Genomic DNA, 26,289 nt, shown 5'->3' on the forward strand with positions numbered 1-26,289 from the left:
GGCCGCGCCATCGCGTAGACAGTCCCCACAGGGACCGAGCCAGCCATCTCAACCATGGCTGGCTTTTTTTCGTCCGAAGTCTCGTTGGCGACGTGCCAAATACAACAGGTGGTGGCGTGCATTGTGTCAGCGCATGCCGCCAAACGGTGCCAGATGGCGTGTGCCCGCCCCGCAGGCTCAAGGCGCCTCTTGAGCAAACCGCGATGAATACGGCGATGGCAGGTGTGGTGATGCGCGCCAAGCTGCTATGTTTATCGCCTTGGCTGCTGCGGCTGCTTTGACTTTCTCATTCAAGGAGTTTTCATGATCACGACCGAACCCACCATGACCCATCTTTTCCTGCAACTCGGTCTGGACGCCACCGAAGAGGGCATCGCTCAATTCATCAAGAGCCACCAGTTGCCCACCGCCGTACCGATTGGCGATGCTGCGTACTGGAGTGCATCGCAGCGCGAGCTCTTGTTGGATCAGCTCAAATCCGATGCTCCTTGGTCCGTGATCGTGGACCAATTGAGCACGTCGCTGCATTCCGATGCAGAGCACGCCGCCAGAGCGGCGTTGTAGTTCGCCCGGTCAGCGCAAATCTTGCGAAACCGGCGTTCCCAGCACGGGCTGGGATGACTCGGTGAGCCTGTTCAGCAAATCCATCGTCGCATAGCCATCTGCCGCCAGCCCCTCGCTTTGTTGGTAGCGCCGCAATCCCCCCCGGGTGGCAGGGCCGAGGACGCCATCCGGGTGGCCTGTATCGAACCCGCGTGCATTCAGCGCGGACTGCAGGGTCTGTATCTGCGCTTGCGATAGCGGCTCCAGGTCGCGGGGCCAGTCTGCAGCAATGGGGGCTCCGCCGCCGATTTGCTGCGCTAGCTGCGCCACACCCAGCGCATAGGTCAGCGCATTGTTGTAGCGCAGCAGCGTTCGAAAATTGTGTCCCACCAGAAATGCCGGCCCGCGCGCACCGGCGGGCGCAACGATGGCGGTGCTGTCCAGTGCGGGCAATGGCTGTCCATCCATGGCCACCACGCCTTCAGCCGCCCACTTGCCAGAAGGCTGGCGCACACTCAGCTCCGCCCGCGCGTAATCAAAACCCGGTGGCAGCCGCACCTCACGCCCCCAAGGTTCCCCACGGCGCCAGCCTTCGCCTGCCAGGAAGGCCGCTGTGGATGCCGCCACATCGGGGACACTGCCCCAGATGTCTCGATGGTCATCGCCGTCTGCATCCACCGCATGGGCCAAAAACACCGAGGGAAGAAACTGCGTGTGTCCCATGGCGCCGGCCCACGAGCCGATCATCCGTTCAGATGTGATGTCGCCCTGGTCGATGATGCGCAGCGCTGCCAGCAGCTCGCTCTGGGCCCATGACCGGCGGCGGCCCTCATAGGCCAGCGTGGCCAGGGCGTCCACGGTGCGGAACGTGCCGAAATTGCTGCCGTAGTTGCTCTCCATGCCCCATATCGCCGTGATCATTTCTGCGGGCACGCCATAGCGGTCGGCAGCCCCTTGCAGCGGTACCGCGTATTCGGCCAGCTTGGCGCGCCCTTGTGCGATGCGCTGTGCCGATACGGCGCTGTCGAGGTAGGCCCAGGGCGTGCGGGTGAATTCGGGCTGTGCGCCGTCCAGCTCCACCACGCGGGGTTGCCACTGCGCATTGGCCAGCACATTGCGCACCGTCTGGGGCTGGATGCCTGTCTGCAGTGCCTGTGCCATGAAGGAGGTCTTCCACGCCGTAAAGCCTGCGATGTGGTCCACCGCGGGGGCGGGCGTCGCGTTGGCAGCGGCTGCAATCTGGCGGGCGGCGTTTTGGGTGGGTGCTGGCGCAACGTGCGTGGCAGTGGGGGCGGGCGCATAGGATGCATCAGGTGCAACCGGCACCCCCGCCGGTGGTGGGGTGGGCTCTGCGGCGGGGCGGCTGGCTGAGCCCGGGGCCGTGGCGCAGCCCACCAGCGTCAGCGTCACCATGAGGGCGCTGACAGCGCTGAGGGCGCCGATCTGTCTGAATGTGAAGTGGCGCGTGGCGGAGCGATGTGTGGGGAAGGTACGAGGCATGCGCTATTGTCCCGCGCGGCGGCGTGTCTGCCGCGCGGCAGGTGTATCACGGCGTGAAGCGAAATAGCGTGCTTTTTACTACTATTTTGATAGCTGTTGACGCTTGATATACAAGCGCCTGGGGTCAAAATGACACTAAATCAGGTTACATTTGCCGTATCGTTCTTGTCCCGCCCTCGTTGGCCCGTCGCCCATGGCTTCCCACACCTTTCTCTGGCACGACTACGAAACCTTTGGCGCCGACACCCGGCGCGACCGCCCCGCGCAGTTTGCCGCCATCCGCACCGACGCCGAACTCAATGAAATCGGCGCGCCGCTGATGATGTATTGCCAGCCGGCCAACGACTACCTGCCCGACCCGGCGTCGTGCCTCATCACCGGCATCACACCCCAGCTGTGCCTTGAAAAAGGCCTGCCAGAGCGGGATTTCGCGAACCGTATCGAGTCCGAGTTCGCCCAGCCCGGCACCATCGGGGTGGGCTACAACACCATCCGGTTTGACGATGAGATCACGCGCTTCATGTTCTGGCGCAACCTCATTGATCCCTATGCGCGCGAGTGGCAGAACCAGTGCGGCCGCTGGGATCTGCTCGACGTGGTGCGCATGACGTACGCGCTGCGGCCTGACGGCATCACCTGGCCCACGAAAGACGACGGTGCACCCAGCTTCAAGCTCGAGCACCTCTCCAAAGCCAATGGCCTGCTGCACGAAGCCGCGCACGATGCCTTGTCAGACGTGCGGGCCACCATCGCATTGGCGCGCCTTATCCGCCAGCACAACGCCAAGCTGTTCGATTTTGCGCTGGCGCTGCACAAAAAGGACCGCGTCGCTACCGAATTGCGTCTGCCCGCCACCGCGGCCACCGCCCGGCCGTTTTTGCACGTGTCGGGCATGTTCCCCGTCGAGCGCGGCTGTCTGGGTGTGATGTGGCCGCTGGCCAGCCACCCCACCAACAAGAACGAGCTGATTGCCTGGGACCTGGCGCACGACCCCAGCGAGCTAGCCACCCTCAACGTGGACGATATCCGCCTGCGCATGTTCACCCGCGCAGCGGACTTGCCCGACGGCGTCACGCGCCTGCCCATCAAAACCATCCACCTGAACAAGTCGCCCATGGTGGTGGGCAATGTGAACACGCTCACCCCCGCGCTCGCGCAGCGCTGGGGCATTGATCTGGCGCAGGCGGCGCAGCATGCCGAGGTGGCGCGCAGCCTGCCCGACATGAGCGGCATCTGGCCCGCCGTGTTTGCGCGCCCCGCCGAGCCCGCGCCCGATGTGGACCTGGACTTGTACGGCGGTTTTGTGGGCAACAACGACCGGCGCCATTTGAACGACCTGCGTGGCTTGAGCGGGGCCAAGCTGGCCACGGCCCGCACCGGCTTTGACGACCCGCGCCTGGCCGAGCTGGTGTGGCGCTACCGCGCCCGCAACTACCCCGAAACCCTGGCGCCCGAGGAGCAAGAGCGCTGGGACGCCCACCGCGCGGCTTGCCTGTTTGACGGCCAGGGGGGCGCACGCACGGTCGAGCAGCTCTTTTCCGAGATCGACGCGTTGTCGGAAACCGCAGACGAGCGCGCACAGGACATCCTTGGCGCCTTGTACGATTACGCCGAGCACGTTGCGCCGGAGAGATAACCCCTTGAGGCGCTGCACGCCTTCCCCCTCTCTCGCTTCGCGGGAAGGGGATGCACCCGGAGGCCTGGCAAAGCCAGTTCCACAGGTGCGCTGGCATGGGGGCGTGCCAGTGTCCCTCGCCATGCCTTGCACGTAGACCAGTAGAAACTGCTGTAGATTTTTATGACGACACCGCACAACCACCGTTTCACCACCCAGATCGTGCATGCCGACCGCCTGGGCGGCGCCGAACAGGGCGCTATCCACAAGCCCGTCCACACCTCGGTGCAATACGGCTACGACCAGGTGGAAGACCTGATTGCCGTCTTTCAGGGCACCGCGAAAGGCGGTTTCAACTACGCCCGCCAAGGCACGCCCACCACGGCCGCGCTGGAAGGCAAGCTCACGCAGATGGAACAAGGGCAGGGCACCATCGTGTTCTCGACCGGCATGGCTGGCATCTGCGCCGTATTTCTGACGCTGCTGAAGGCGGGCGACCACCTGGTGGCCAGCCAGTTTGTCTTTGGCAACACCAACAGCGTGTTGGGCACGCTGGCCGATCTGGGCGTTGAAGTGACCACCGTCGATGCCACCGACGCAGCTCAGGTGGCGGCCGCCTTGCGCCCCAACACCCGCATGGTGTTTGTGGAGACCATTGCCAACCCTGGCACGCAGATCCCCGATCTGGAGGGCATCGGCACGCTGTGCCAGGAGCGCGGTGTGCTGTATGTGGTGGACAACACCGTGGCCTCTCCGTATCTGTTTCGCGCGGCCACGGTGGGCGCTGGCCTGGTGGTCAATTCGCTGACCAAGAGCATTGGCGGGCACGGCGATGCCTTGGGGGGCTCGGTCACGGACACGGGGCGGTTCGACTGGTCGGTTTATCCCAACATCTATGACCCCTACCGCAAGGGCGACCCCAAAGGCTGGGGACTGCAGCAATTGCGCAAGAAGGGTTTGCGTGACATGGGTGGCACGCTGTCATCCCAAGCAGCACACCAGTTGGCGGTGGGCGCCGAAACCTTGGCATTGCGCATGGACCGCACCAGCGCCACGGCACTGGTACTGGCCCAGTGGCTGGAGCAGCACCCTGCCATCGCCAGGGTGCTGTACCCCATGCTGCCGTCTCACCCGCAGCATGAGCGGGCGCGCAAACACCTCAAGGCCGGCTCCTGGCTGCTGTCGTTTGAGCTGCGCGATCCGGCGCAGTGCCTGGCCGTGTGCAACCGCCTGCGGTTGCCCATCAAGGCCACGGGCCTGGCCGACACCCGCACGCTCATCATCCCTGTGGCCCACACCATCTTTTGGGAGGCGGGCCCTGCGGTGCGCGCCACCATGGGCATTGCCGAAAGCATGATCCGCCTGTCGGTGGGGCTGGAGGAGGTGGAAGACCTGCTGGCAGATTTCGAGCAGGCCCTGGCCGATTGTTCCTAGCCGAACAGCGTTTCTTGTCCCTTCATCCTGATGGAGCCCGGCCATGGTCAATCCCTCCTCGGCACCACCGGCCACTATTGGCAAATACCGCATCGAACGGGAGCTGGGGCGGGGGGCGAGCGGGGTGGTTTATCTGGCGCTGGATGGCTTTCGGGGCCGCAGGGTAGCCATCAAGCAGACCCACGCGCACTTGCTGCAGCAGCCAGGCCAGGCCGAGCGCTACCGCAAGCTCCTGCACAATGAAGCGGCCTTGTCGGGGCGCTTGCGCCACCCCCACATCGTGCGGTTGCTGGATGCCGATGAAGAGGCGCAGCCGCCCTATCTCGTGCTGGAGTATGTGGACGGTCGGCCGCTGTCAGACTTTGCCACGCCAGACACCCTGCTGCCGGTGTCCCAGGTGCTGGACATCGCCTTCAAGTGCGGCAATGCGCTCGAATACGCCCACCGCGAAGGCCTGGTGCACCGGGACATCAAACCCGCCAACCTGTTGCTCGCGCGGGATGGCAACGTCAAGCTCACGGACTTTGGCGCCGCACTGTCGCTGCGCAGCGAGGCCACCCAACTGGCGGGCCTGGTGGGGTCACCCTCGTACATGTCGCCCGAGCAGGTGCGCGAACAAGATCTCACGCACCACAGCGACATGTTCTCCCTCGGGGTGGTGCTGTATGAGTTGCTCACGGGCCGGCGGCCTTTTGATGGGGACTCCGACTTTGCCACGCTGTACCGTATCGGCCACGAGGAGCCCACCGCCCCCGGCCTGCTGCGCGCCTCGTTGCCGGCCGAGGTCGATGCTTTTGTGCTGCGCGCGCTGGCCAAGGCGCCACAAGAGCGCTTTGCGCAGTGGGAGGACTGGGCGAACGCCTTGATCGCCATCTCGCGCAGCCTGCCGCGCCAGAAATCGCAAGACACCGAGACCGAACGTTTTACGCGCTTGCGCGCACTGCCGTTCTTTGCCGGCTTTCACGATGTGGCGCTGTGGGAGTTGATGCGCCTGGGCCACTGGCGCCGCGTGCCACGCGGCACCGCGCTGATGAGCGAGGGCGCGGTGGGCGATTCGTTCTGCATCCTTATTGAGGGCCAGGTGGGCATTCACCGCCAGAACTGGCAGCTGTGCACGCTGGATGCGGGCGTGACCTTTGGTGAAATGACCTTTCTGCGCCCCGAATCCCCCGTGCGCACCGCCACCGCCGTGGCCGAGACCGAGGTGCTGGTGCTCAAGGTGCGCAACCCAGCATTGCGTGGTGCGTCCGAGGCCCTGCAGTCGTGTTTTGACAAGGCCTTCATCAAGCTGCTGGTGGGGCGCCTGGTGGCCACCAACGAGCAGGTGGCTGAATGGGATCTGGTGGCGGCACCGCCAATTCACTCTTGAATTGATAGCTGCTAGCGCTTGCCGCATAAGCGCTGGCGGGTATTTTCGTTCAAATAAATCGGCGCGTCGTGGGCTGCGGTCTCTTTGAATAGGCGCTTAAGACACGCGCGCTGGCATCCCGCTCGTGCAGGCCCATGCCATCGTCCATGCCATCGCGCCGATACTGCGCCGCATGCAGGCCCTTTTCGTGGCGGCGCCTTTGCAGAATTCAGCCAAAAAACCAGTAGCAGACCCCAATGGCCGCCAGCACTCCCGCCAACTCGGCCACCAGCGCGCAGGGGATAGCGTGTCGCACGCGCTGGATGCCCACCGCTCCAAAGTACACGGCCAGCACGTAGAACGTGGTTTCGGTGCTCCCTTGCACGGTGGCGGCCACCAGGGCGGGGAAGCTGTCCACGCCATAGGTTTGCATGGTCTCGATCAGCATGGCGCGCGCAGCGCTGCCCGAAAACGGCTTGACCAATGCGGTGGGCATGGCGTCCACAAACCGGGTGTCCATGCCCACGTGTTCCACGCACCAGCGAATGCCGTCCAGCAAATACGCGAGGCCCCCCGACGCACGCAGCACGCCCACGGCACACAACATGGCCACCAGATAGGGGAGCAGGTTTTTGGCGACATCAAAACCTTCGCGAGCGCCTTCGATGAAGGCTTCGTACACGGCCACCTTGCGCCAAGCGCCTATCACCACAAACGCCAGAACGAGCGCAAAAAGGGTGAGGTTGCCCAGCAGCGATGACAGCTGTGCCAGCGCCGCGCCACTGATGGTGGAGAGCAGGGCCATGAACCCCGCCAGAAGCAGCCCCACCGGCAGCAGATAAGCCAGCACTACGGGGCTGAGCAGTGGCAGCCGCTGGACCACCGCCACGCTGACCAGGCCGACCAGCGTGGACGCCGAGGTGGCCAGCAGGATCGGCAGGAACACCAGCGTGGGGTCGGGGGCGCCCTGTTGCATGCGGTACATGAAAATGGTCACCGGCAGCAGCGTGAGCGACGATGCGTTGAGCACCAGAAAAAGGATCTGTGCGTTGGTGGCCGTTGCGGGCTCGGGGTTGAGCTCTTGCAGCGCTCGCATGGCCTTGAGGCCAATGGGCGTGGCTGCGTTGTCCAGCCCCAGGGCATTGGCGGCAAAGTTCAGCGTCATCAGGCCCAGCGCCGGATGGCCGCGGGGCACGCCGGGCATCAGCCGCGTGAAGAGGGGCGCCAGAGCCCGCGCCAGTGCGTTGACGATGCCGGCCTTTTCGGCGATGCGCAAAAACCCCAGCCACAGCGTCAGCGTGCCAAACAGCAGCACCATCACCTCGACCGACAGCTTGGCCATGCCAAAAAGGGCTTCGACCATGGCCGCAAAAACCTGGGCGTTGCCGCCCACCAGCCATTGCGCCAACGCTGCCACGGCGGCGACGATAAAAAATCCCAGCCACAGGGTATTGAGCATCAATCAGTTACCGGGTGAAGGCGAATAGGGGGAGGAAACAAGAACGCATTGCCTTTGAACAGGCTCTAAGGTTACCGCGCCCGGCGGGCAGGGCGGCGTGACGGTGTGACTTTGAGTAGGAAGAGGGGCCGAGATATAGGCCGACACATGGGTCGACACAGGGCAGCGATGGCGGCAGGACGGTTTTCAGGCGCGGCTGGGGCCCAAACTGCCCACAGTGGTAATCTAGAGGGTTCGGTTCCATCGTGCCCGGCGCCCTTTTTGCGCCGGTTTTGTGCTTTTGCGCAGGCATGGTTCCGGTGATACATATCAAAAAACCGGCGCTTCGCAGCGCCAACACATTAAGGAAAAGAGATCCATCATGGGCGCACAGTGGAAAGCAAAGGGCAAGGCGCTGGTCGCCGATGCCAGGGGCAAGCTGTTTGGCAAGCTGGTCAAGGAAATCACCGTCGCGGCGCGCGGCGGGGCTGATCCGGCCAGCAATTCCAAGTTGCGTCTGGTGGTGGAGCAGGCCCGCAAGGCGTCCATGCCCAAAGACACGCTCGAGCGTGCCATCAAAAAGGGTTCGGGCACGGGTGCCGATGCCGTGAGCTACGAGCGGGTGATCTACGAAGGTTTTGCGCCCCACCAGGTGGCCGTGATGGTCGAGTGCCTGACCGACAACGTCAAACGCACGGCCCCCGAAATGCGCGTGTTGTTTCGCAAGGGGCAGTTGGGCACCTCGGGTTCGGTGGCCTGGGATTTTGACCATGTCGGCATCATCGAAGCCGAGCCTGCCGTGGCCGGTGCCGACCCTGAAGAAGCCGCTATCGAAGCCGGTGCGCAAGACTGCGAGCCGGGCGACGAAGAGGGCTACACCACGTTCTGGACCGACCCGACCGAGCTCGACCTCGTCAGCCGCGCGTTGCCGGCGCATGGTTTTACGGTGTTGTCGGCCAAGCTGGGCTACAAGCCCAAAACCCCCGTCGACCCCGCCAGCCTGAGCGCCGAACAGCTCGAAGAAGTCGAGAGCTTTCTGGCGGCCATCGACGGCAATGACGATGTGCAAAACGTTTATGTGAGCCTGGGCGGTTGACGAAAACGAAACACCACGGCCGCTTGCGGGCGCAGCGCACATCTGGGCGGGCGCCCGTGGGCCGTGGTGGTAACGATCGCCCCTGTGGCACGTCGCCTTCAGCTTCCGGCTCTTTCTCCTCTGGCGCTATCTCCTTTTTCTGCTGCTCCTCCAATTTCCACGCTCTTTCTACAGCCTCCGTACGTCCGACTTTCATGCGCTTTAGCGCTTGGGGTTGTGCGCAAGGCCGGCCCTCAGACGGCGTTCACTCCTTCTTCATGCCATGACTGCAGACCACTACGCCGCCCTCGGGGTGTCGGCCCATGCCACGCTGGCGGACATCAAGAAGGCGTTTCGCCAGAAAGCCTCGTTCTACCACCCCGACCGTAACGACGCCCACGACGCCGCGCTGCGCTTTCAGGCGGTGCAAAAGGCCTATGAAGTGCTGTCAGACGACACGGCACGGCAAGCCTACGACGACAACCGCCGCCGCAACCTGCTCGATGACCCGCTGCAGACTGCTCAAGAGATCTGGCAGACCTATTCCAGAAACATTCTTTCCTCATCTTCCTCTTCATCTCAGTGAAAATTTCTCCCTACTTTCATGACCTGCGCTCGGCCTATCAGGCCGAACTCGACGATCTGCTTTCCGACTCCGAAGGCAAGGATGTGCTGCGCAAGCGGCTGGCCGAAAAGCGCAACGAAATCGCGTTTCTGGTGCAGATGATGGAGCTGGCGCCCGAAATGGTGGCGGTGGTGTTTCACCACGGTTTTCGTTTCACCAAACCCGCTGCGATAGAACGTGTGCTGGGCTTGCCGGTCGACGGTCTGCCAGACTGGCAAGAGATTGCACACGCCGTGGCCCTGGAGCCCTGGGCCCAGAGCCTGGCACAAACGGTGCTGCGTGAACCACAAGGCGCACGTTTCATGACCGTGGCCGCCGGGCTCGAATATCTGCACATGCATGCGCGCATGGCGGCCCATGCGGCATCGGCCCTGCATGCCGATGGCGATCACGCGCAAGAGGGCGCCGATGGCGAAGATGCGCTTGAGCACGACGACGATTTCAATACGCTCAGCGCCGACGATGCCACAGAGCCCAGCAACAGCCGCACCCGCGACGAGGCGAGCTCCAACTGGCTGGCCGACGCAGGTTTTGACCGCAAGGATTGAAGCTTTGCGTTGCTGTTCGCCGTCACCCCGGCGGCGTGCACCGTTTGTGCGCCTTGCACAGTGCCCATGGGCGCTGTGCAACCCCACCACCCAAAGAGACCGACCATGAGCAATAGCAGCACCAACAGCCATCTGGCCCTGATCACCAAAACCACCAGCCTCATCGCGGCCGGTGACATCGTGGGTGCCGAGTCGGCGCTGGCCGAACTGGCCGACACCGATGGCGACAACGCGCTCATGGTGGTGCTGGACCAGCTCGCGCCCAAAGACATCCTGGCCGTGATGCGCGAGTACGACGATTCCAAGGCGTCGGTGGTGAACCTGCTGGTCACCCCCGAGCAGTTTGCGCGTGCGATGGTGCTTGAAAAGCAATACAAAGACCTTACCCACCAGCATCTGCGCAACATGGTCAACGCCGTGGTGTTTCGTGACGACGCCGACCCGGTGGAATTTCTCACCGCCATTGGCGAGCTTGAAGGCGGCAGCGAAGCCCTGGCCAACTACTTTGCCGAGAAGTGGAGCCGCGTGGAGGCGTTTGCCCGCACCGGCACCTTTGACGCCACCGAAGACTACGGCCCCACACTCACCGATGATGAGTTGCTGGCCTCGGGCTACGTGCAGCCGCGCATCGACCTCGATGAGGTGGCCGACCGCGACTGGATGCACATGGCCTGGCTGCTGCGCTATGAATGCCGCGACCTGTTCATTGAAACCCTGCTGGTGCTGCGCGCCAAGGCCCGTGCGTTCGACCTGGGTCAGGAAGATGGTGAAGAGCCCGCCGACGAGAACGATGGCAAATTCGAGACCAGCGACACCGACCGGGGCAAGGCCACGCCCGCGGCCCGTGCATCGGACGAAGAGTCTGCGATCTAGAGAACAACCCCCTGAGGCGCTTTGCGCCTTCCCCCTTCTCTCGAATGGCTGCGCCATTCGGGAAGGGGGACACCGCCCTCGCTGCGGGGCGGCCCTTGCTCGGCGGTCCTGGTTGGGGCCGCGCCCGTTGCAAAGGGCATGAGTAACGCGCAACGTGATGGAGTACCTGCATGACCTTGTCCCCTACGACAGCTTCTGATTTGCCAGCGGGCGCTAACGCCCTGCAACTCCACGACGCCCGCCCGTTCTTTGAAAAGGCGCTGGTATATGGCGTGCAGCACGGCATCGTCGATGCCGAACGGCTCGCGGCCATCGACACCGATGCGCCCAAAGGCATGGTGCAGATTGCGCGGTACTTTGGCAGCGAGTTCCTGCGGCCCGAGCTGGAAAAGGCGCGCGACCGCATGGTGAACCTCATCAGCCTGTACCTGCTGGACACCACGGATGGCGACCTTCACAAAGCCGCCGTCTCCCTGCGCGACCATTCATTCCTGTCGCGTTCCAAGGGCGGCTCTGACATGCTCAAGCGCCTGATCGCCATGCCCGAGAGCAGCAACTTCGGCATGGCCGGTTATGCCGATGCCGAAACCCCCTTGCTGGCCGTTTGGTCGCTGCGCAGCCATGCCGACTACCGCGTTGAGCTGGCTCGCCGCAGCCAGATCGCGCAGGCCATGGACGCCGCCCAATGGCTTGCCGAGCAATACGACCTGGACAGCGATGAGCTCGAAGCCGCAGGCGCCGACGCCGAGGCGGTGATCCGTACCGGGTTGCTCATGCAAGCCCTGGCACCCAAGGCCATGGCGCTGGGCGAATGGCCCAATGCCGTGTCGTTGGAGAAGCAGGTGGTGGCCTTGCGCAAGAAGAAACACGCGGCCCCCGCACAACTGCGTTTGCCGCCCGGCCTGCCCGCCGAGCTGCAAGGCCCCTTGCAAGCCCAGTGCGCCACCGTGCTGGCCGAGCTGCCGCGTCTGCTGGAGACCACCACGCCGCTGCGCCCGCTATTGCGCCCCACCAGCAGCTTTCGCGCGCGCTATTTTCTGCTCGACGACCCCCTGGCCGAGGTGGATGACTACCACCGCAGCCTCGACGATCTGGAGCCGCAGGACGAGCCACCGCAACCGGCGAGCAAAACCTGGGTGAAGACCGTGCAGGGCAATGACGACGAGCATTCGCTGCTCACGCTGTTTTTGTGCCTGGCTGCAGGCGCACCCAAAAAGACGCTGCTCACCGAGAAAACCGCAGCAAGCCTGGTGCGCAAGATGCGCAAAAACGGGTTGCAACCGGAACTGGTGCTCGACTTCATCCGCGGCCATGCACCCGGCGTGCACGAGCAGGACTACATCGCCCTGTGGAACGGGTTTCTCCAGGATGCGCTGGGGACCCTGCTCAGCGACATGGACTACCAGTTGCACGATGCGCTGGCGCTGCTGCGCCGTGAATGCCATGTGCAGGAATAGGCACCTATGCAACAGCATGAACAAGCGCTGTCATTGTGACGCGGTGCTGGGTGGTTAACATGCACAGGGCGCGTGACATGTCATCACGTCGCTCAGGGAACGGGGCGGTGGGTCGATTGGTTTGCTGGCATTTGCAGGCAACGAAGGGATGCAGCGCTTGGGCCTCTCCATTCACCTCTCGCCAGCCCCCCGCTTTGTACTGCCCTGCGTTAAATTGTCAGCCTTGACGTTGCCTCTTCTTTTTATGGTTGATACGCCCCTGTGCATAGCCCCACGTTGATCGTTTTGGCGGCCGTGCTGTCGTCCTTGGTGACTGCGGTGCTTTACGCCGTCTGGCATTTCAATCGCCACATCCCCGGGCTGCGGTACTGGGTGTTTTCGTTTCTGAGCGCGGCGGTGTTTTGCTGCAACCTGCTGGTGCGCGGCCCGGTGCCCGAGGTGGTGTCGGTGGTGCTTGCCCAGGTGGCTATCGCGCTGACGGGCTACCTGTGCTGGCTGGGCAGCAGGGCTTATATGGGGCGCGCACCCATACCCCGTGGATACGCCGCGCTGGCGCTGGCGGGGCTGGTGGGCGCGTCGGTCTATTTCACCGATGTCCAGCCAAACCCGGGCGCGCGGTTTGTGATGGCGGGGTTGTTTTCCGGGGTGTTCTTTTTGCTGACAGCGCATACGCTGGTGCGTGGCGGGTTCCACCGGGTGCCCATGCGCTATCTGTTTGGGGGGATGCTCTGCGCGCATGGCATTTTTGTGCTCATGCGGCCCTTGGCCTTCAAATTGCTCGCGCTGCAAGGTGATTCATCGCTGCCCTCATCCCTGTCGTCCATCGTGGTTCTTGAATCCATCGTCACACTGGTGCTGATTGGTTTTGGCACGGTCATGTTGATCAATGAATTCATCACCAACGAGCTGCGGCACCTGGCAGAGGTAGACCCCCTGACCAGTGTGTTCAACCGGCGCGCGTTCCTTACGCTGCTGGACAAGGCCCTCAGCAATGCCCAGCGCGTGCGCAAACCATTGCCCGTGCTGGTGCTCGATCTCGACCATTTCAAGCAAGTCAACGACACCCGAGGCCACCAGGGTGGAGACGCGGTGCTGCGGCACTTTGTCAACGTGGCCCAGCAGTGCCTGCGCAACGAAGACGTGATGGGGCGGATCGGGGGCGAAGAATTCGCCATCTTCTTGCCCAATGCCGATGGCGTTGGCGCCCTGGCGGTTGCAGAGCGCCTGCGTGCACTGCTGGAGGCGAGCCCCTGTGCGGCAGATTCCGCACGGCCCATCGCGATAACGGTGAGCGTGGGCGTGGCTCTGACCCAGGGCGTTGAGGCGCCTGAAACCGTGTTGCAGCGGGCGGACGAAGCCATGTATCTCGCCAAACAGCGGGGACGCAATCGGGTCGAAATGGTGTCGTCTGCGCCCTGTGCCCCGCACCGGCCTGCGGGCGATGTGGCCCCGGCCAGCCTGCCGTTATCTGCCAGCCACTGATGGGGCGGCGAGGCGGACCGCTGCCGACGCGCTGACTATCGCCGTCGCAGAGCCGTCGCAGAGCCACGCAGGGGCGTCATACGGGGCTCTGCATGGCATTGATGTTATCGCTTTTTGCTATAAAAAATATAGCTGTTGACGCTTATCCAATAAGTGCTAGAGCCTATTTTTTTATAGATTGAAACGCGTCGGCGTGGTCGCCGGGTGAGGATGTTGTCGGCTATCTAGATCTCAAGCGGGAGATGGCCCGCGGTGCCTGCACCGTGGCGCCTGCGATAGATTTCACCCCTTTGTTTCCAAGGAACGCGGCATGCAATTCAGCTACACGATTGTCTACGTCGAAGATGTTCTCAAAACCATCGCCTTCTATGAGTCTGCATTCGGCTTCCAGCGTCGCTTCGTGCACGAAGCGGGCGACTATGGCGAGCTGGACACGGGCGCCACTGCGCTGGCCTTTTCGTCGCTGCGTTTGATGGCTGAGCTGGGCAAGAACCCTCAGCGCACATCGGCTGATGCCCCCACTTTCGAGATCGCGTTCACCACCCCCGATGTGGCCGCCGCCGTGCAGCGCGCTGTGGATGCCGGTGCCCGCACGGTGCAGGCCCCCGCTCAGATGCCTTGGGGCCAGACGGTGGCCTACGTGGCGGACATCAACGGCGCACTGGTCGAGCTGTGCACGCCGATGGGGCCACCGCCAGCGGTCTGAACAAAAAAGCCCATCTTTCAAGGCGCATGGAGGGGCTGCCTGGCGCGGGGCCGTGCTGCATCGCAGCGCGCTCCACGCCGGGATGCCCGCCTGCCTTTGATTGGCCCGGTGGCCGTAGCGATCAGTCTATTTGGTGCCAAAAATCCGGTCGCCCGCATCCCCCAGCCCCGGCAGGATGTAGCCGTGTTCGCTGAGCTCGCGGTCGATGGCCGCCGTGAAGATCGGCACATCGGGGTGCGCCTTTTGCAGGGTGGCGATGCCTTCGGGCGCGGCCAGCAGGCACACGAACTTGACGGAGCGGGGCTTGAGCTGCTTGAGCCGGGCCACGGCAGCGGCGGCCGAGTTGCCGGTGGCCAGCATGGGATCGACCACGATGATGTCGCGCTCTTCCATTTCAGACGGCATCTTGAAGTAGTACTCCACGGGCTGCAGCGTAGCCGGGTCGCGGTACAGGCCGATGTGGCCCACGCGCGCGCCGGGCACCACGTTGAGCATGCCGTCCAGAAAGCCGTTGCCGGCACGCAGGATCGACACGAGCACGAGTTTTTTTCCATCAATGACCTTGCCAGTCATGGTCTCCAGCGGAGTTTCGATCTCGAAATCCTGCAAGGGCATGTCGCGCGTGACTTCATAGGCCATCAGCGTGGAGAGCTCGCCCAGCAGGCGTCGAAAGCTGTTGGTGCTGGCGTCTTTTCTGCGCATCAGCGTGAGCTTGTGCTGGACGAGGGGGTGGGTGATGACGGTGACGTTGTTGTTGGTAGCGGTGCTCATGGCGCGGCCTTTGGTCTGCAGGGGGTGAATGAATAGCGGTGGCCGTATTTTGACGCCCCTTCGCCCTCTGGGCGTGGAAACTGGAGCGGTCCAACGCCAGTGGCCCCGCGGAACCGGCTTTGCCGGGCCGCTGGGGCCGCCCCCTGAGGGGGCGGCGACGTAGTCGCATCGGGGGGGGAGAATGTTTAATCTGCCAGAAACCGTGAGTATCGGGCCAGGTCCACATTGCCGCCGCTGATGATGATGCCCACGCGCTCGCCCTGCAGCAGCCTGGCCCCATCGTCTTCACCCGAAAACGCCTGCGCACCGGCAAAGGCGAGGGCGCCGGTGGGTTCGACAACGATCTTCATGCGCTCGGCAAAAAACCGCAGGGCCTCGATCAGTTGCTGGTCGCTGACGGTGATGATGTCTTCCGCGTGGTCGCGAATGATGGGAAAGGTCAGGTCGCCCAGTGCCTGGGCCTGGGCGCCATCGGCAATGGTTTGCGGGTGCGCAATGCGCACGATGTGCCCGGCGTGCAGCGACTGTTGGGCGTCGTTGGCGGTTGCGGGTTCGACCCCGATGACCTTGCAGTGCGGCGCGAGCGCCTGCGCTGCCAGCAGGCTGCCCGACAGCAGGCCACCGCCCCCCAGACTGACGAAGAGATAGTCCAGATCGGGCACTTCTTGCAGCAGCTCAAGGGCAGCGGTGCCCTGGCCTGCAATGACGTGGGCGTGATCGAACGGGGGCACCAGCGTCATGCCACGCTCCTGGGCCAACTGGCGGCTGATGGCCTCACGGTCCTCGGTATGGCGGTTGTAGGTGACGACCTGAGCGCCGTATTCACGCGTGGCCGCCATCTTGGAATGGGCGGCGTCTTCCGGCATCACCACGAGCGCGGGCATGTCCAGCAGGCGCGCCGACAGTGCAATTGCCTGCGCGTGGTTGCCTGCCGAGAAGGTGAGCACGCCCCCCTCACGCTGCGCGTCGCTGAATTGGGCCAGAGCGTTGTAGGCGCCGCGAAACTTGAAGGCGCCCGTGCGCTGCATGTTCTCGCATTTGAAGAACAGCTTGGCACCCAGGCGCTCTTCCATGTGAGCGCTTCGCTGCACGGGTGTGCGGTGCGCTTTGCCGGAGAGGCGCTGGGCGGCGGTGACCACGTCTTCGTAGGTGGGCAGTGTGAGGCTGGGCAAGGTCATTGGTGGCGTCCCTGTGTGCCGGGGCGCACGCTGGCCCCTGGTGCCTCATGATAGCCGTCTGCCGCGTCTATTCAAGCAAAAATAGCCTCTAGCGCTTGTGTATCAAGCGCTAGCAGCTATGAATTTTGATGTTCCGCGGGCGGCCTGCGGTGTTACTGACAATGCGTGGTCGGCAGAGTGGCCATCCCATGGGTCGGCCGTTCAGCCCAATTCGCTGAACCGGCGCAATGGTGCCAACGCCGGGAAATCCCCTCCGCGTTTTTGCTTCATGGCCGCGACCGATTCGCGCACATGCTGGTTGCTCCAGATGGCGCCTTGCAGCCAGCCCATCTGGCGCAGACTGTCTTCGACGCTGTGGTCGCGGGCGTAGTTCACAGCCTGCTTGGTGCCCCAGATGGCCACGGGGGGTTTGGACGCGATCTCTTTGGCACACTGCAAGGCGGCGGCCAGCATGGCCTCCTGCGTGTCGAACACCTCGTTGACCAGGCCGTAGTCGAGGGCCTTGGCCGCGCTCAGGCGGCGGCCGGTATAGGCCAGCTCCTTGACCACGCCCAGCGGGATGAGTTTGGGCAGGCGTTGCAGCGTGCCCACGTCGGCTACCATGCCGATGTTGATCTCCTGGATGCAGAAGAACGCGTCGGCCGTCGCGTAGCGGATGCAGCCCGCCGTGACCATGTCCACCGCGCCGCCGATGCAACCGCCATGTATGGCCATGATCACGGGGATGCGCAGGTTGTCGATGCGGGTGAAGGTGGCCTGCATGTCGGTCAGCAGGTCGAAGATGGCGGCCCGGCCCTCGGGGCTCTGGTCGTCCATGGTGATGGCGCCGCCGAAGGTCTCCAGCGCCATGCCTGCGCTGAAATGTTTGCCGGTGCTGCTGATGACCAGCGCCCGCGCCTCGCCCGCCTGGTGCAGCTGGGCCAGCACCATGTCCAGCTCGCGCCAGAAGGTGGGGTGCATGGTGTTCATGGCCTCGGGTTTGTTCAGAACCAGATGGGCCACATGGTCGGTGATGCTGAGGGAAAAGCAGGTGAGGGTGTTCATGGGGTACCACTGTAGACCGGTGAACGCAGGCCAGGTCGTCGCCTGGGTGACTTTGGGTGTTTTTGGCCTCTAGCGCTTATGTATAAAGCGCTGGTAGCTATGAAAGCAGGAGTTTTTGGGTTCGATGGGATGGCCGACCCACGGGGGCTGACACCGACCCCGTTCTCAGCCCCTCAGTCCCCGCCGCCGCCACAACCGCCTCCATCGCCCCCGCCATCCCCGCCGCCGTCGCTGCCTGCATCCGAACTTTCGGCGCCGCCAAAGTCGCCCGAGCTGCCGCTGTAGCTGCCGTCCGAAAAACTGGTGCCGCAGTAGCTGTCGCCGCCGCTGCCGCCCGCGTCGCTCTTGCGGGCGATGTCGGAGCAGTCGGGCACGTAGCTGAAGCCTCCGGCAATCGCGAACTTGGCGTCCAGTGCAAACAGCAGGGGCAGGCGGCTGGGCGCCTTGGGGTCGATGGATTCTTCCTTGCACACCCAGTACCAGCAGCGGCGCAGGCCGTCGTTGTGGCGCGCCTTGTGGCCCAGCGCCTCGGCGGGTGTGTGGTGCAAGAAGAAACCCAGTGCGTTCTGGCACCACAGTTTGTACGCCTGCGTGTGCAGGATGAATTCGTGCCACAGCGCATCGACCGCCTTGGAGGGCATGGCCACAAACTGCTGGTTGCTGCGCAGGCAGGCCATGAAGAACTGGCGCAGGCCGCGTTCCACCAGCTCACAGTCGCGGGTGCTCAGGTGGGGGTAGGTTTCGCGCAGCTTGCGCTGCAGAAAGCGGGGCAGGGGGGCTTCGCGAATGGTGCGCTGGCGTACCGCCGTGGTCCACTGGATGACCAGCGCAGTGATGACCACGGTGGCAACGAAGTACAGAACCCATACCCCGCGAATGCGCCAGGCTCCCGCAAAAAAGCCGCCAATGGCCACCATCCACCCGGCGATGGCTAGCAGCATGGCCTTGTCGCCCAACCGCAGCAATCCCTGTTCGAATCGTTTCATCGTCCCTCCTTTTTGTTGTTGTGTATGGCGATTTCACGACAGATAGATGACTAATTTGTGACTGATTTTTGGGTGTGGCCAGATCGTTACGGGGTAACTCTGCAAGGTTGGGAGGGGCGACAATCGGGGCTTTGGGTGGGCCTTTGCGCGCTTTTCGTGGGGGCAGCAAGGCGGGGCGGTGTTTTGGTAGTCCGTCCCCTCCGCAACCATCGACCGGGTGGACGGTGATCAGCGGCGTTTGCTGCCGCCGAAGATGCTGCCCAGCACCCCGCGCAGTATTTCCTTGCCCAGCGACGTGCCCATGGTGCGCACGGCCGACTTGGCCATGGTCTGCGCCAGGCCGTCGCGCTTGCCGCCGCGTGGGCCGGTGCTGCCAAACAGCACGTCATTCAGACCGCCCAGCAGGCCGCCACCTTCTTCGGCGGGCGCCCCGGTGGCGACCTTGCCATTGCTGCCGCCCGCAGCGTTGCCCGTCTGCTCGCCCGCATCAGCCGCGCGGCCCTTGAGTTTTTCGTAGGCCGACTCGCGGTCCACCACCTTTTCGTACACGCCCGCGACCAGCGAGCTGGCCATCAGCGCCTGGCGCTGCTGCGGCGTGATGGGGCCGAGCTGGCTGCCCGGTGGCAGCACAAATACGCGCTCGGTCACGCTGGGGCGGCCCTTGGCGTCCAGAAAACTCACCAGCGCCTCGCCCACGGCCAGCTCGGTGATGGCGGTTTCGATGTCGAGGCCCGGCTTTTGCCGCATGGTGGTGGCCGTGGCCTTCACGGCCTTCTGGTCGCGCGGGGTGAAGGCGCGCAGCGCGTGCTGCACGCGGTTGCCCAACTGGGCCAGCACGCTGTCGGGGATGTCGAGCGGGTTCTGCGTCACAAAGTACACGCCCACGCCCTTGGAGCGCACCAGGCGCACCACCAGCTCGATGCGCTCTACCAGCACCTTGGGCGCCTCGTTGAACAGCAGGTGGGCCTCGTCGAAGAAGAACACCAGCTTGGGCTGCTCGGGGTCGCCGATTTCGGGCAGTTGCTCGAACAGCTCGGACAGCATCCACAGCAAAAACGTGGCGTACAGGCGCGGCGAGTTCATGAGCTTGTCGGCCGCCAGGATGTTGACCACGCCGTGACCGTCCACGGTCTGCATGAAGTCCTGGATGTTGAGCATGGGCTCGCCAAAGAACTGCGTGCCGCCCTGTTGCTCGATCTGCAGCAGCCCGCGCTGGATGGCGCCCACGCTGGCGGCGCTGACGTTGCCGTATTCGGTGGTGAAGTCTTTGGCGTTGTCGCCCACGTACTGCAGCATGGCACGCAGGTCTTTCAGGTCCAGCAGCAGCATGCCGTTGTCGTCGGCGATCTTGAACACCAGGTTGAGCACGCCCAGCTGCGTCTCGTTCAGGTTGAGCATGCGGCCCAGTAGCAGCGGGCCCATGTCCGACACCGTGGCACGCACCGGGTGGCCTTGTTCGCCAAACACGTCCCACAGCGTGGTGGGGCAGGCCAGGGGGGCGGGCAGGGGAAGGCCACGCTCTTTGAGCACGGCAGCCAGCTTGTCACCGATCTTGCCGGGCTGGCTGGCGCCGGTGAGGTCGCCCTTCACATCGGCCATGAACACCGGCACGCCAATGCGTGAGAAGTTCTCGGCCAAGGTCTGCAGGGTCACGGTCTTGCCCGTACCGGTAGCGCCGGTGATGAGCCCGTGGCGGTTGGCCAGGCCTGGCAGCAGGTGGCATTCGATGGTGTCGTGCTTGGCAATCAGCAGGGGTTCGGCCATTTGGGGTTTCCTCGGGGGTACGGGTTCAGCAAAAAGTAAAATCCATTGGGTAGATTAAATCAATACACCAAGTACAAAAGGACTTCCCGTGGCAGGACACAGTAAATGGGCGAATATCCAGCACCGCAAAGGGCGCCAGGATGAAAAACGCGGCAAGATCTGGACCCGCATCATTCGTGAAATCACTGTCGCTGCCCGTTCGGGTGGTGGCGATCTGTCGGCCAACCCTCGCCTGCGTCTGGCGGTGGACAAGGCCAAGGCGGCCAATATGCCCGCCGACCGCATCAAGTACAACATCGACAAGGCCACGGGCAACGCCGAAGGCCTGACCTACGAGGAAATCCGCTACGAAGGCTACGGCATTGGTGGCGCCGCCATCATGATCGACACCATGACCGACAACCGCGTGCGCACCGTGGCTGAGGTGCGCCACGCGTTCAGCAAACACGGTGGCAACATGGGCACCGAAGGCTCGGTGGTGTTCCAGTTCAAGCACTTTGGCCAGCTGATTTTTGCCCCGGGCACCAGCGAAGACAAGGTGATGGAAGTCGCCTTGGAGGCAGGCGCCGAAGATGTGGTGACCGACGAAGATGGCGCGGTCGAAGTGCTGACCGCCCCAGCCGACTTTGAATCCGTGAAAAATGCGCTGGAGGCCGCAGGCCTGACGGCCGAGGTCGCGGGCGTCACCATGCGGCCCGAAAACACCATCGAACTGACGGGCGACGACGCCGCCAAGATGCAAAAGCTGCTGGACGTGCTGGAAGATCTGGACGACACCCAAGAGGTCTATCACAACGCTGCGCTCTGACCGTGTGCAAGTGGGTCGCCGCTTTTTTCTTGCACTGACTTGTATTCCGACTGATATTTCCCGGAACCCCGCCCACCAGCATTGCGCTGCGGGCCGGGTTCACCAAAGGTTCCTATGAAAGTACTTGTGATTGGTGGCGGCGGCCGTGAACACGCGATGGCGTGGAAACTGAGCCAATCCCCCAAGGTGACCAAGGTGTTTGTGGCCCCCGGCAACGGTGGCACGGCCTTGAGCCCCAAGCTCGACAACGTGGCGATCTCCGACGTGCGCGAGTTGCGCGTGTGGGCCCAGGCCGAGAAGATCGGCCTGACGGTGGTGGGCCCCGAAGCCCCACTGGCCGCCGGTGTGGTCGATGAATTCCGTGCCAACGGCCTGCGCATCTTTGGCCCCACCAAGGCGGCCGCCCAGCTCGAAAGCTCCAAGGCGTTTTCCAAGGCCTTCATGCGCCGCCATGGCATCCCCACGGCCGACTACGACACGTTCACCGACCCCGTTGCAGCCCACGCGTTCGTGGACCGCCTCGGCGCCCCCATCGTCATCAAGGCCGACGGCCTGGCGGCGGGCAAGGGCGTGGTCGTGGCCATGACACTGCAGGAGGCCCACGATGCCGTGGACTTCATGCTGGTGGACAACAAATACGGCGTGACGCACAACGAAGGCGCAGACGGCAAGGCAGAGCCGCGTGTGGTGATCGAGGAGTTCCTCGAAGGCGAGGAAGCCTCCTTCATCGTGCTGTGCGACGGCAAGAACGTGCTGGCGCTGGCCACCAGCCAGGACCACAAGCGCCTCAAGGACGGCGACGAAGGCCCCAACACCGGCGGCATGGGCGCGTATTCGCCCGCACCGGTGGTCACGGCCGATGTGCATGCCCGCGCCATGCGCGAAATCATCCTGCCCACCATCCGTGGCATGGAAAAGGATGGCATTCCCTACACCGGCTTCCTGTATGCGGGCCTGATGATCGACGCCAAGGGCCACCCCAAGACGCTCGAATTCAACTGCCGCATGGGCGACCCTGAAACGCAGCCTATCCTGATGCGCCTCAAAAGCGACTTCTGCGATGTGATGACCGCCGCCGCCGACGGCAAGCTCGACCAGATGGAACTGCAATGGGACCGCCGCACCGCGCTGGGCGTGGTGATGGCTGCTCACGGCTACCCTGAGAACCCGCGCAAGGGCGATGCCATCACCGGCTTGCCTGCCGAGGCGGACGATGCCGTGGTGTTCCATGCCGGCACGCAGCTCAAGGATGGTGTGGTCAGCGTAACGGGCGGCCGCGTGCTGTGCGTGACGGTGCTGGCCGACAGCGTCAAGCAGGCGCAGCAACGTGCGTACGATGTGGCGCGCGGCATTCACTTTGACGGCGCCCAGTACCGCCACGACATTGGCTTTCGCGCCCTCAAAAGCTGATGTCCGGCGCTCACAACTTGAATGCCGCGGACACAGTGACCCGTGTGCGTAGCTACCTGCAGGGCCTGCAGGCACGCATCACCGATGCACTCGAAGCCGTGGAAGGCGAGAGCGGAGCTCGCTTTCTGGCCGACGCCTGGAGCAAGCCGCCCGGCGAACCACTGCAGGGCGACGGCATCACCAAGATCATGGAAGGCGGCCGCGTGTTCGAGCGCGCGGGTTGCGGCTTCAGCCATGTGCGCGGCCCGCAGCTGCCGCCCTCGGCCACGCAGCACCGACCTGAGCTGGCAGGCGCACCGTTTGAGGCCATGGGCGTTTCGCTGGTGTTCCACCCGCGCAATCCCTACGTGCCCACCGTGCACATGAACGTGCGCATGATTGCCGCCGGTCACCCTGGCCAGGCGCCGACCTGCTGGTTTGGCGGTGGCATGGACCTCACGCCGTACTACGGGTTTGAAGAGGATGCGATGCACTTTCACCGCACTTGCCGTGATGCGCTCGGCAACTTTGGCGACGACAAGTACCCGCGCTTCAAACAATGGTGCGACGAATACTTCTTCCTCAAGCACCGCAATGAACAGCGTGGCGTGGGCGGAGTGTTTTATGACGACTTCTCGGAGCTGGGCTTTGAGCAAAGCTTGGCGATGACGCAGTCGGTGGGCGATGCCTTTTTAGGCGCGTACCTGCCCATCGTCGAGCGCCGCCAAGCCACGCCCTACGGTGAGCGCGAACGCGACTTCCAGCTCTACCGCCGGGGCCGTTATGTCGAGTTCAACCTGGTGTGGGACCGGGGCACGCACTTTGGCCTGCAGTCGGGTGGGCGCACCGAGTCGATCTTGCTGTCGATGCCGCCGCTGGTGTCGTGGTCTTACCAGCGCTCGGATGCTGCCGATTCGGCCGAAGCAGACCTCACGCAGCGGTTTTTGGTGCGTCGCGACTGGCTCGCCGAAGGCACCGGCGCAACAGCCTGAACGCATTGAAAAGCGCAAAAGCTATAATTTCAGTAGCTGTCCGCGCTTTTTACATCGGCGCAAGAGGCCAAAACGACCTCTAACTGCCTCCGCGCTGATGCGCAACTCCCAAGGCGTTGCCCACTGGCTGCGTGCTCCGTTGCGCGCTATATTGATTCCATTTCTTTCACTTTCACCGCCTGATGACCACCTCCTCCAAATCGGAAACTGCCGCCAAAAAAGACGTTACCAAACTCCAGCGCGCCATCGTCGATGGCCTGGAGGACGTCAAGGCGCAAGACATCCAGGTGTTCAACACCGAGCATCTTTCGCCGCTGTTTGAACGGGTCATCGTGGCGTCGGGCACCTCCAATCGCCAGACCAAGGCATTGGCCGCCAGCGTGCGCGACGCAGTGCGCGAAGCAGGCTTTGTGAAGCCACGCATCGAAGGCGAAGACAATGGCGAATGGATCATCGTGGACTGTGGCGCCGCCGTGGCGCACATCATGCAGCCCGCCATCCGCCAGTACTACCGTCTGGAAGAGCTCTGGGGCGAAGTGCCTGTGCGACTGAAGCTCGGTGCCGCCAAGCCCGTGTCCAGCGCTGCCACTGAGCTCGCAGAAAAGAAGTCGGCCCAGAAGGCTGCCAAGTCCGATGCGAAGTCGGCCGCGAAGAGTGGAGCATCGGCACGCCCTGCTGCAGCAAAGAAGGCGGCGCCGGCCAAATCCGCTGCCCGCCCCGCTGCCAAACCAGCAGCCAAGGCCGCCGCAAAAGCTCCTGCCAAGGCCCCGACCAAGGCTCCAGCAAAAAGCAGCAGCGCAGCCAAAGCCACACCGGCCAAGACAGCCGCCAAGCCGACGACTGCGGCCAAGAAGCCTGCAGCCACCAAGGCCCCCATCAAGACCGTGGTGGTCAAGCCATCGGCCCCACGCAGCAAGACCGCTGCTGCTGCCAAGACCGGCGTCAAGACGGGTGCCAAGCCCGCAGTGGCACGCAGTGGTGCTGCCGCCAAGCCCGCAGCCAAGAGGGCACCGGGCCGCAAGTGATGGGTGCCTCGGCCCATCGACGACCCGCATCCGCGTACGTGTACAGCACCTGAGTCGCCATGAAGCTGCTGATCGTGGCCGTGGGTCAGCGCGTGCCCGACTGGGCGCAGACCGCGTATGACGACTACGCCAAACGCTTCCCGCCCGAGCTCAAGGTGGAGCTCAAGGCTGTCAAAACCGAGCCGCGTGGCTCCAAGACACTGGAGACGCTTTACGCTGCCGAGCGTGAGCGCATCGAGGCAGCCATCCCCCGCGGAACGCGGGTGGTGGCGCTGGACGAACGCGGCACCAACCTCACCACCAAGGCCCTGGCCGAGCGGCTGCGGGGCTGGCAGCTGGGCGGCGACGATGTGGCGCTGGTCATCGGTGGCCCTGATGGCCTGGACCCCGCCTTTCGCCAGGCCGCGCACGAGCGCATCCGCTTGTCCGATCTGACCTTGCCACACGCCATGGTGCGTGTGCTGCTCATTGAACAGCTATACCGTGCGTGGTCCGTGAACGCCGGGCATCCCTACCACCGCGAGTGATGCTGGAAACAAGGGGCCGGTAAGCACGGGTGTGCGCCGAGGCGCGCCACCGCACTGCGTCGCGCAGGATGCGGGTTTTTTGCCCGGCGTGGCAGCGTTTGAATGCGCTGCTTTGTTCCGCTCAAGTGCCGGGCACCGGCTCGCTCACCGTGCACGTGGTGTAGAAAGAGCGCAGGTTTTCCAGCACCAAGTCCGCCATGGCGCGGCGCGTGTCATGGGTGCCGCTTGCGGTGTGCGGCGTCAGCACGACGTTGTCCAGGGCCATCAGCGCAGCGGGTACGTTGGGCTCGTCCTCAAAAACATCGAGGCCTGCGCCCGCGATGTGGCGGTGGGTGAGTGCGTCGATCAAAGCGGCCTCGTCGACCACACTGCCGCGTGCCACGTTGATGAGAAAGCCCTGTGGGCCCAGGGCTTGCAGCACCTGGCTGTTGACCATGTGGCGCGTGGCAGGGCCGCCAGCCACTGCAAGGATGAGGTAATCCGCCCACATGGCCAGATCGACCACCGTGTCGAAATACTGGAAGGTGGTGCCGACGGCGGGGCTGCGGTTGTGATAGCCCACCTCCATGCGAAACCCGTTGGCCCGTTCGGCCACGGCCTGGCCGATGCGGCCCATGCCCACAATGCCCAGGCGTTTGCCGCTGACCTTGGTCTGCGGTGCATAACGGGCTTTGGGCCATTCGCCGCGGCGCACAAAGCGGTCGCTGGCGGCCACGCCACGTGACACATCCAGCATCAACGCAAATGCCATGTCGGCCACACAGTCATTGAGCACCCCGGGCGTGTAGCCGATCTGCACACCGCGCGCGCGTGCTGCCGCGATATCCAGCGCATCGAAGCCCACGCCAAAACTGCTGATCACCTGCAGGTTGGGCAGGGCGGCAATCACCCAGCCCTGAAGGCCGATGGACGCCGAAGTGACCACGCCGCTAAACCCTGCGCCATGCTCAGCCAAAAAGGCGGCCGGGTCAGTCTGGTCGGACAGGCAGACCACGTCATACCGGGCGGCCAGATCGGTCTCGAGGGCAGGAAGGGGCAAGCGGGCGATCTGCAGGATGCGGGGCTTTGGGCGGTGGGTCATTGGATGGCGACGGGATGAAGGCGCCTGGGCATGGCGCTCATGAAAAGCGGACGGTGCCTGCCGCCAGCACAGCCGGGAGG

Annotated in this window: 24 protein-coding genes; 16 read left to right on the top strand and 8 right to left on the bottom strand. The window is 64.0% G+C overall.

What is annotated here, in order from left to right; all coding sequences use genetic code 11:
* The first annotated feature begins 303 nt into the window (after positions 1-303).
* Positions 304-564 carry a DUF2789 family protein gene (locus KI609_RS11415; protein WP_226450097.1) on the top strand — a complete coding sequence of 87 codons (261 nt, stop codon included), beginning with the start codon at positions 304-306 and terminating at the stop codon, positions 562-564.
* A gap of 9 nt (positions 565-573) precedes the next feature.
* On the opposite strand, the gene KI609_RS11420 is transcribed toward KI609_RS11415, so the two are convergent.
* Positions 574-1,956: a lytic murein transglycosylase gene (locus tag KI609_RS11420; RefSeq protein WP_226450359.1), complete on the bottom strand. Its 1,383-nt coding sequence runs from the start codon at positions 1,954-1,956 to the stop codon at positions 574-576.
* Positions 1,957-2,236: 280 nt separating this feature from the next.
* Here KI609_RS11420 and sbcB point away from each other — a divergent pair, with 280 nt between their 5' ends.
* From sbcB to KI609_RS11435, 3 genes are all read left to right on the top strand, one after another.
* Positions 2,237-3,679, top strand: coding sequence for an exodeoxyribonuclease I (sbcB, locus tag KI609_RS11425; RefSeq protein ID WP_226450099.1), 1,443 nt, complete (start codon positions 2,237-2,239; stop codon positions 3,677-3,679).
* Positions 3,680-3,841: 162 nt separating this feature from the next.
* The gene (locus tag KI609_RS11430) at positions 3,842-5,092 is read left to right on the top strand and encodes a cystathionine gamma-synthase family protein (RefSeq protein ID WP_226450101.1); all 1,251 of its coding nucleotides are present in this window, start codon (positions 3,842-3,844) and stop codon (positions 5,090-5,092) included.
* Between the two features lie 43 nt (positions 5,093-5,135).
* A complete protein-coding gene (locus KI609_RS11435) occupies positions 5,136-6,461 on the top strand; it encodes a protein kinase domain-containing protein (protein WP_226450103.1) in 1,326 nt (441 codons plus the stop codon).
* 208 nt (positions 6,462-6,669) lie between these two features.
* Here the strand turns inward: KI609_RS11435 and KI609_RS11440 are convergent, their stop codons facing one another.
* On the bottom strand, positions 6,670-7,899 hold the full coding sequence (locus KI609_RS11440) for a nucleoside recognition domain-containing protein (RefSeq protein WP_226443343.1): 1,230 nt from the start codon (positions 7,897-7,899) through the stop codon (positions 6,670-6,672).
* Between the two features lie 361 nt (positions 7,900-8,260).
* Here KI609_RS11440 and KI609_RS11445 point away from each other — a divergent pair, with 361 nt between their 5' ends.
* The 7 genes from KI609_RS11445 to KI609_RS11475 all read left to right on the top strand — a co-directional run bounded on the left by KI609_RS11445 (position 8,261) and on the right by KI609_RS11475 (position 14,644).
* Positions 8,261-8,974, top strand: a complete 714-nt coding sequence (locus KI609_RS11445) for a YebC/PmpR family DNA-binding transcriptional regulator (RefSeq protein WP_226443345.1) — start codon at positions 8,261-8,263, stop codon at positions 8,972-8,974.
* 262 nt (positions 8,975-9,236) lie between these two features.
* Positions 9,237-9,539, top strand: coding sequence for a DnaJ domain-containing protein (locus tag KI609_RS11450; protein WP_226443347.1), 303 nt, complete (start codon positions 9,237-9,239; stop codon positions 9,537-9,539).
* Positions 9,536-10,126, top strand: coding sequence for a hypothetical protein (locus KI609_RS11455; RefSeq protein ID WP_226443349.1), 591 nt, complete (start codon positions 9,536-9,538; stop codon positions 10,124-10,126). Before KI609_RS11450 ends, KI609_RS11455 begins: the two co-directional genes overlap by 4 nt.
* 105 nt (positions 10,127-10,231) lie before the next feature.
* Positions 10,232-10,999 (top strand): hypothetical protein, encoded by a 768-nt coding sequence (locus KI609_RS11460; RefSeq protein WP_226443351.1) that lies wholly within the window; start codon positions 10,232-10,234, stop codon positions 10,997-10,999.
* Positions 11,000-11,169: 170 nt separating this feature from the next.
* A complete protein-coding gene (locus tag KI609_RS11465) occupies positions 11,170-12,456 on the top strand; it encodes a hypothetical protein (protein WP_226443353.1) in 1,287 nt (428 codons plus the stop codon).
* A 261-nt stretch (positions 12,457-12,717) separates the two neighbouring features.
* The gene (locus tag KI609_RS11470; RefSeq protein WP_226443355.1) at positions 12,718-13,938 is read left to right on the top strand and encodes a GGDEF domain-containing protein; all 1,221 of its coding nucleotides are present in this window, start codon (positions 12,718-12,720) and stop codon (positions 13,936-13,938) included.
* 310 nt (positions 13,939-14,248) lie between these two features.
* Positions 14,249-14,644, top strand: a complete 396-nt coding sequence (locus KI609_RS11475; RefSeq protein ID WP_226443357.1) for a VOC family protein — start codon at positions 14,249-14,251, stop codon at positions 14,642-14,644.
* 126 nt (positions 14,645-14,770) lie between these two features.
* On the opposite strand, the gene upp is transcribed toward KI609_RS11475, so the two are convergent.
* The 5 genes from upp to KI609_RS11500 form a co-directional block, all read right to left on the bottom strand.
* Entirely contained in the window at positions 14,771-15,415 is a 645-nt protein-coding gene (gene upp / locus KI609_RS11480; RefSeq protein WP_226443359.1) for a uracil phosphoribosyltransferase, read from the bottom strand.
* Between the two features lie 185 nt (positions 15,416-15,600).
* On the bottom strand, positions 15,601-16,593 hold the full coding sequence (locus KI609_RS11485; protein WP_226443361.1) for a threo-3-hydroxy-L-aspartate ammonia-lyase: 993 nt from the start codon (positions 16,591-16,593) through the stop codon (positions 15,601-15,603).
* A 201-nt stretch (positions 16,594-16,794) separates the two neighbouring features.
* Entirely contained in the window at positions 16,795-17,637 is an 843-nt protein-coding gene (locus KI609_RS11490; RefSeq protein WP_226443363.1) for an enoyl-CoA hydratase-related protein, read from the bottom strand.
* Between the two features lie 173 nt (positions 17,638-17,810).
* The gene (locus KI609_RS11495) at positions 17,811-18,623 is read right to left on the bottom strand and encodes a glycine-rich domain-containing protein (RefSeq protein ID WP_226443365.1); all 813 of its coding nucleotides are present in this window, start codon (positions 18,621-18,623) and stop codon (positions 17,811-17,813) included.
* 228 nt (positions 18,624-18,851) lie between these two features.
* Positions 18,852-20,387: a helicase HerA-like C-terminal domain-containing protein gene (locus KI609_RS11500; protein WP_226443367.1), complete on the bottom strand. Its 1,536-nt coding sequence runs from the start codon at positions 20,385-20,387 to the stop codon at positions 18,852-18,854.
* Between the two features lie 88 nt (positions 20,388-20,475).
* Here KI609_RS11500 and KI609_RS11505 point away from each other — a divergent pair, with 88 nt between their 5' ends.
* The 5 genes from KI609_RS11505 (at position 20,476) to rlmH (ending at position 25,128) form a co-directional block, all read left to right on the top strand.
* Positions 20,476-21,195 carry a YebC/PmpR family DNA-binding transcriptional regulator gene (locus KI609_RS11505; protein ID WP_226443369.1) on the top strand — a complete coding sequence of 240 codons (720 nt, stop codon included), beginning with the start codon at positions 20,476-20,478 and terminating at the stop codon, positions 21,193-21,195.
* 114 nt (positions 21,196-21,309) lie between these two features.
* Positions 21,310-22,605, top strand: coding sequence for a phosphoribosylamine--glycine ligase (gene purD, locus KI609_RS11510; protein WP_226443371.1), 1,296 nt, complete (start codon positions 21,310-21,312; stop codon positions 22,603-22,605).
* Complete coding sequence (gene hemF / locus KI609_RS11515; protein WP_226443373.1) at positions 22,605-23,576, top strand: oxygen-dependent coproporphyrinogen oxidase; 972 nt, start codon at positions 22,605-22,607, stop codon at positions 23,574-23,576. The genes purD and hemF overlap by 1 nt, the downstream gene beginning before the upstream one ends.
* A gap of 182 nt (positions 23,577-23,758) precedes the next feature.
* Positions 23,759-24,601: a ribosome silencing factor gene (rsfS, locus tag KI609_RS11520; protein ID WP_226443374.1), complete on the top strand. Its 843-nt coding sequence runs from the start codon at positions 23,759-23,761 to the stop codon at positions 24,599-24,601.
* A 59-nt stretch (positions 24,602-24,660) separates the two neighbouring features.
* Positions 24,661-25,128: a 23S rRNA (pseudouridine(1915)-N(3))-methyltransferase RlmH gene (gene rlmH / locus KI609_RS11525; protein ID WP_226443375.1), complete on the top strand. Its 468-nt coding sequence runs from the start codon at positions 24,661-24,663 to the stop codon at positions 25,126-25,128.
* Positions 25,129-25,249: 121 nt separating this feature from the next.
* On the opposite strand, the gene KI609_RS11530 is transcribed toward rlmH, so the two are convergent.
* A complete protein-coding gene (locus KI609_RS11530; protein WP_226443376.1) occupies positions 25,250-26,209 on the bottom strand; it encodes a 2-hydroxyacid dehydrogenase in 960 nt (319 codons plus the stop codon).
* Between the last annotated feature and the right edge of the window lie 80 nt (positions 26,210-26,289).

The sequence above is a fragment of the Acidovorax radicis genome, from assembly GCF_020510705.1.
GTDB lineage: Bacteria > Pseudomonadota > Gammaproteobacteria > Burkholderiales > Burkholderiaceae_C > Acidovorax > Acidovorax radicis_A.

Excerpts from the sequence above, each read along its gene's own strand:
- KI609_RS11415 (WP_226450097.1), top strand. The coding sequence starts at position 304 with ATGATCACGACCGAACCCACCATGACCCATCTTTTCCTGCAACTCGGT.
- KI609_RS11420 (WP_226450359.1), bottom strand. The coding sequence starts at position 1,956 with ATGGTGACGCTGACGCTGGTGGGCTGCGCCACGGCCCCGGGCTCAGCC.
- sbcB (WP_226450099.1), top strand. The coding sequence starts at position 2,237 with ATGGCTTCCCACACCTTTCTCTGGCACGACTACGAAACCTTTGGCGCC.
- KI609_RS11430 (WP_226450101.1), top strand. The coding sequence starts at position 3,842 with ATGACGACACCGCACAACCACCGTTTCACCACCCAGATCGTGCATGCC.
- KI609_RS11435 (WP_226450103.1), top strand. The coding sequence starts at position 5,136 with ATGGTCAATCCCTCCTCGGCACCACCGGCCACTATTGGCAAATACCGC.
- KI609_RS11440 (WP_226443343.1), bottom strand. The coding sequence starts at position 7,899 with ATGCTCAATACCCTGTGGCTGGGATTTTTTATCGTCGCCGCCGTGGCA.
- KI609_RS11445 (WP_226443345.1), top strand. The coding sequence starts at position 8,261 with ATGGGCGCACAGTGGAAAGCAAAGGGCAAGGCGCTGGTCGCCGATGCC.
- KI609_RS11450 (WP_226443347.1), top strand. The coding sequence starts at position 9,237 with ATGACTGCAGACCACTACGCCGCCCTCGGGGTGTCGGCCCATGCCACG.
- KI609_RS11460 (WP_226443351.1), top strand. The coding sequence starts at position 10,232 with ATGAGCAATAGCAGCACCAACAGCCATCTGGCCCTGATCACCAAAACC.
- KI609_RS11465 (WP_226443353.1), top strand. The coding sequence starts at position 11,170 with ATGACCTTGTCCCCTACGACAGCTTCTGATTTGCCAGCGGGCGCTAAC.
- KI609_RS11475 (WP_226443357.1), top strand. The coding sequence starts at position 14,249 with ATGCAATTCAGCTACACGATTGTCTACGTCGAAGATGTTCTCAAAACC.
- upp (WP_226443359.1), bottom strand. The coding sequence starts at position 15,415 with ATGAGCACCGCTACCAACAACAACGTCACCGTCATCACCCACCCCCTC.
- KI609_RS11485 (WP_226443361.1), bottom strand. The coding sequence starts at position 16,593 with ATGACCTTGCCCAGCCTCACACTGCCCACCTACGAAGACGTGGTCACC.
- KI609_RS11490 (WP_226443363.1), bottom strand. The coding sequence starts at position 17,637 with ATGAACACCCTCACCTGCTTTTCCCTCAGCATCACCGACCATGTGGCC.
- KI609_RS11495 (WP_226443365.1), bottom strand. The coding sequence starts at position 18,623 with ATGAAACGATTCGAACAGGGATTGCTGCGGTTGGGCGACAAGGCCATG.
- KI609_RS11500 (WP_226443367.1), bottom strand. The coding sequence starts at position 20,387 with ATGGCCGAACCCCTGCTGATTGCCAAGCACGACACCATCGAATGCCAC.
- purD (WP_226443371.1), top strand. The coding sequence starts at position 21,310 with ATGAAAGTACTTGTGATTGGTGGCGGCGGCCGTGAACACGCGATGGCG.
- hemF (WP_226443373.1), top strand. The coding sequence starts at position 22,605 with ATGTCCGGCGCTCACAACTTGAATGCCGCGGACACAGTGACCCGTGTG.
- rsfS (WP_226443374.1), top strand. The coding sequence starts at position 23,759 with ATGACCACCTCCTCCAAATCGGAAACTGCCGCCAAAAAAGACGTTACC.
- rlmH (WP_226443375.1), top strand. The coding sequence starts at position 24,661 with ATGAAGCTGCTGATCGTGGCCGTGGGTCAGCGCGTGCCCGACTGGGCG.
- KI609_RS11530 (WP_226443376.1), bottom strand. The coding sequence starts at position 26,209 with ATGACCCACCGCCCAAAGCCCCGCATCCTGCAGATCGCCCGCTTGCCC.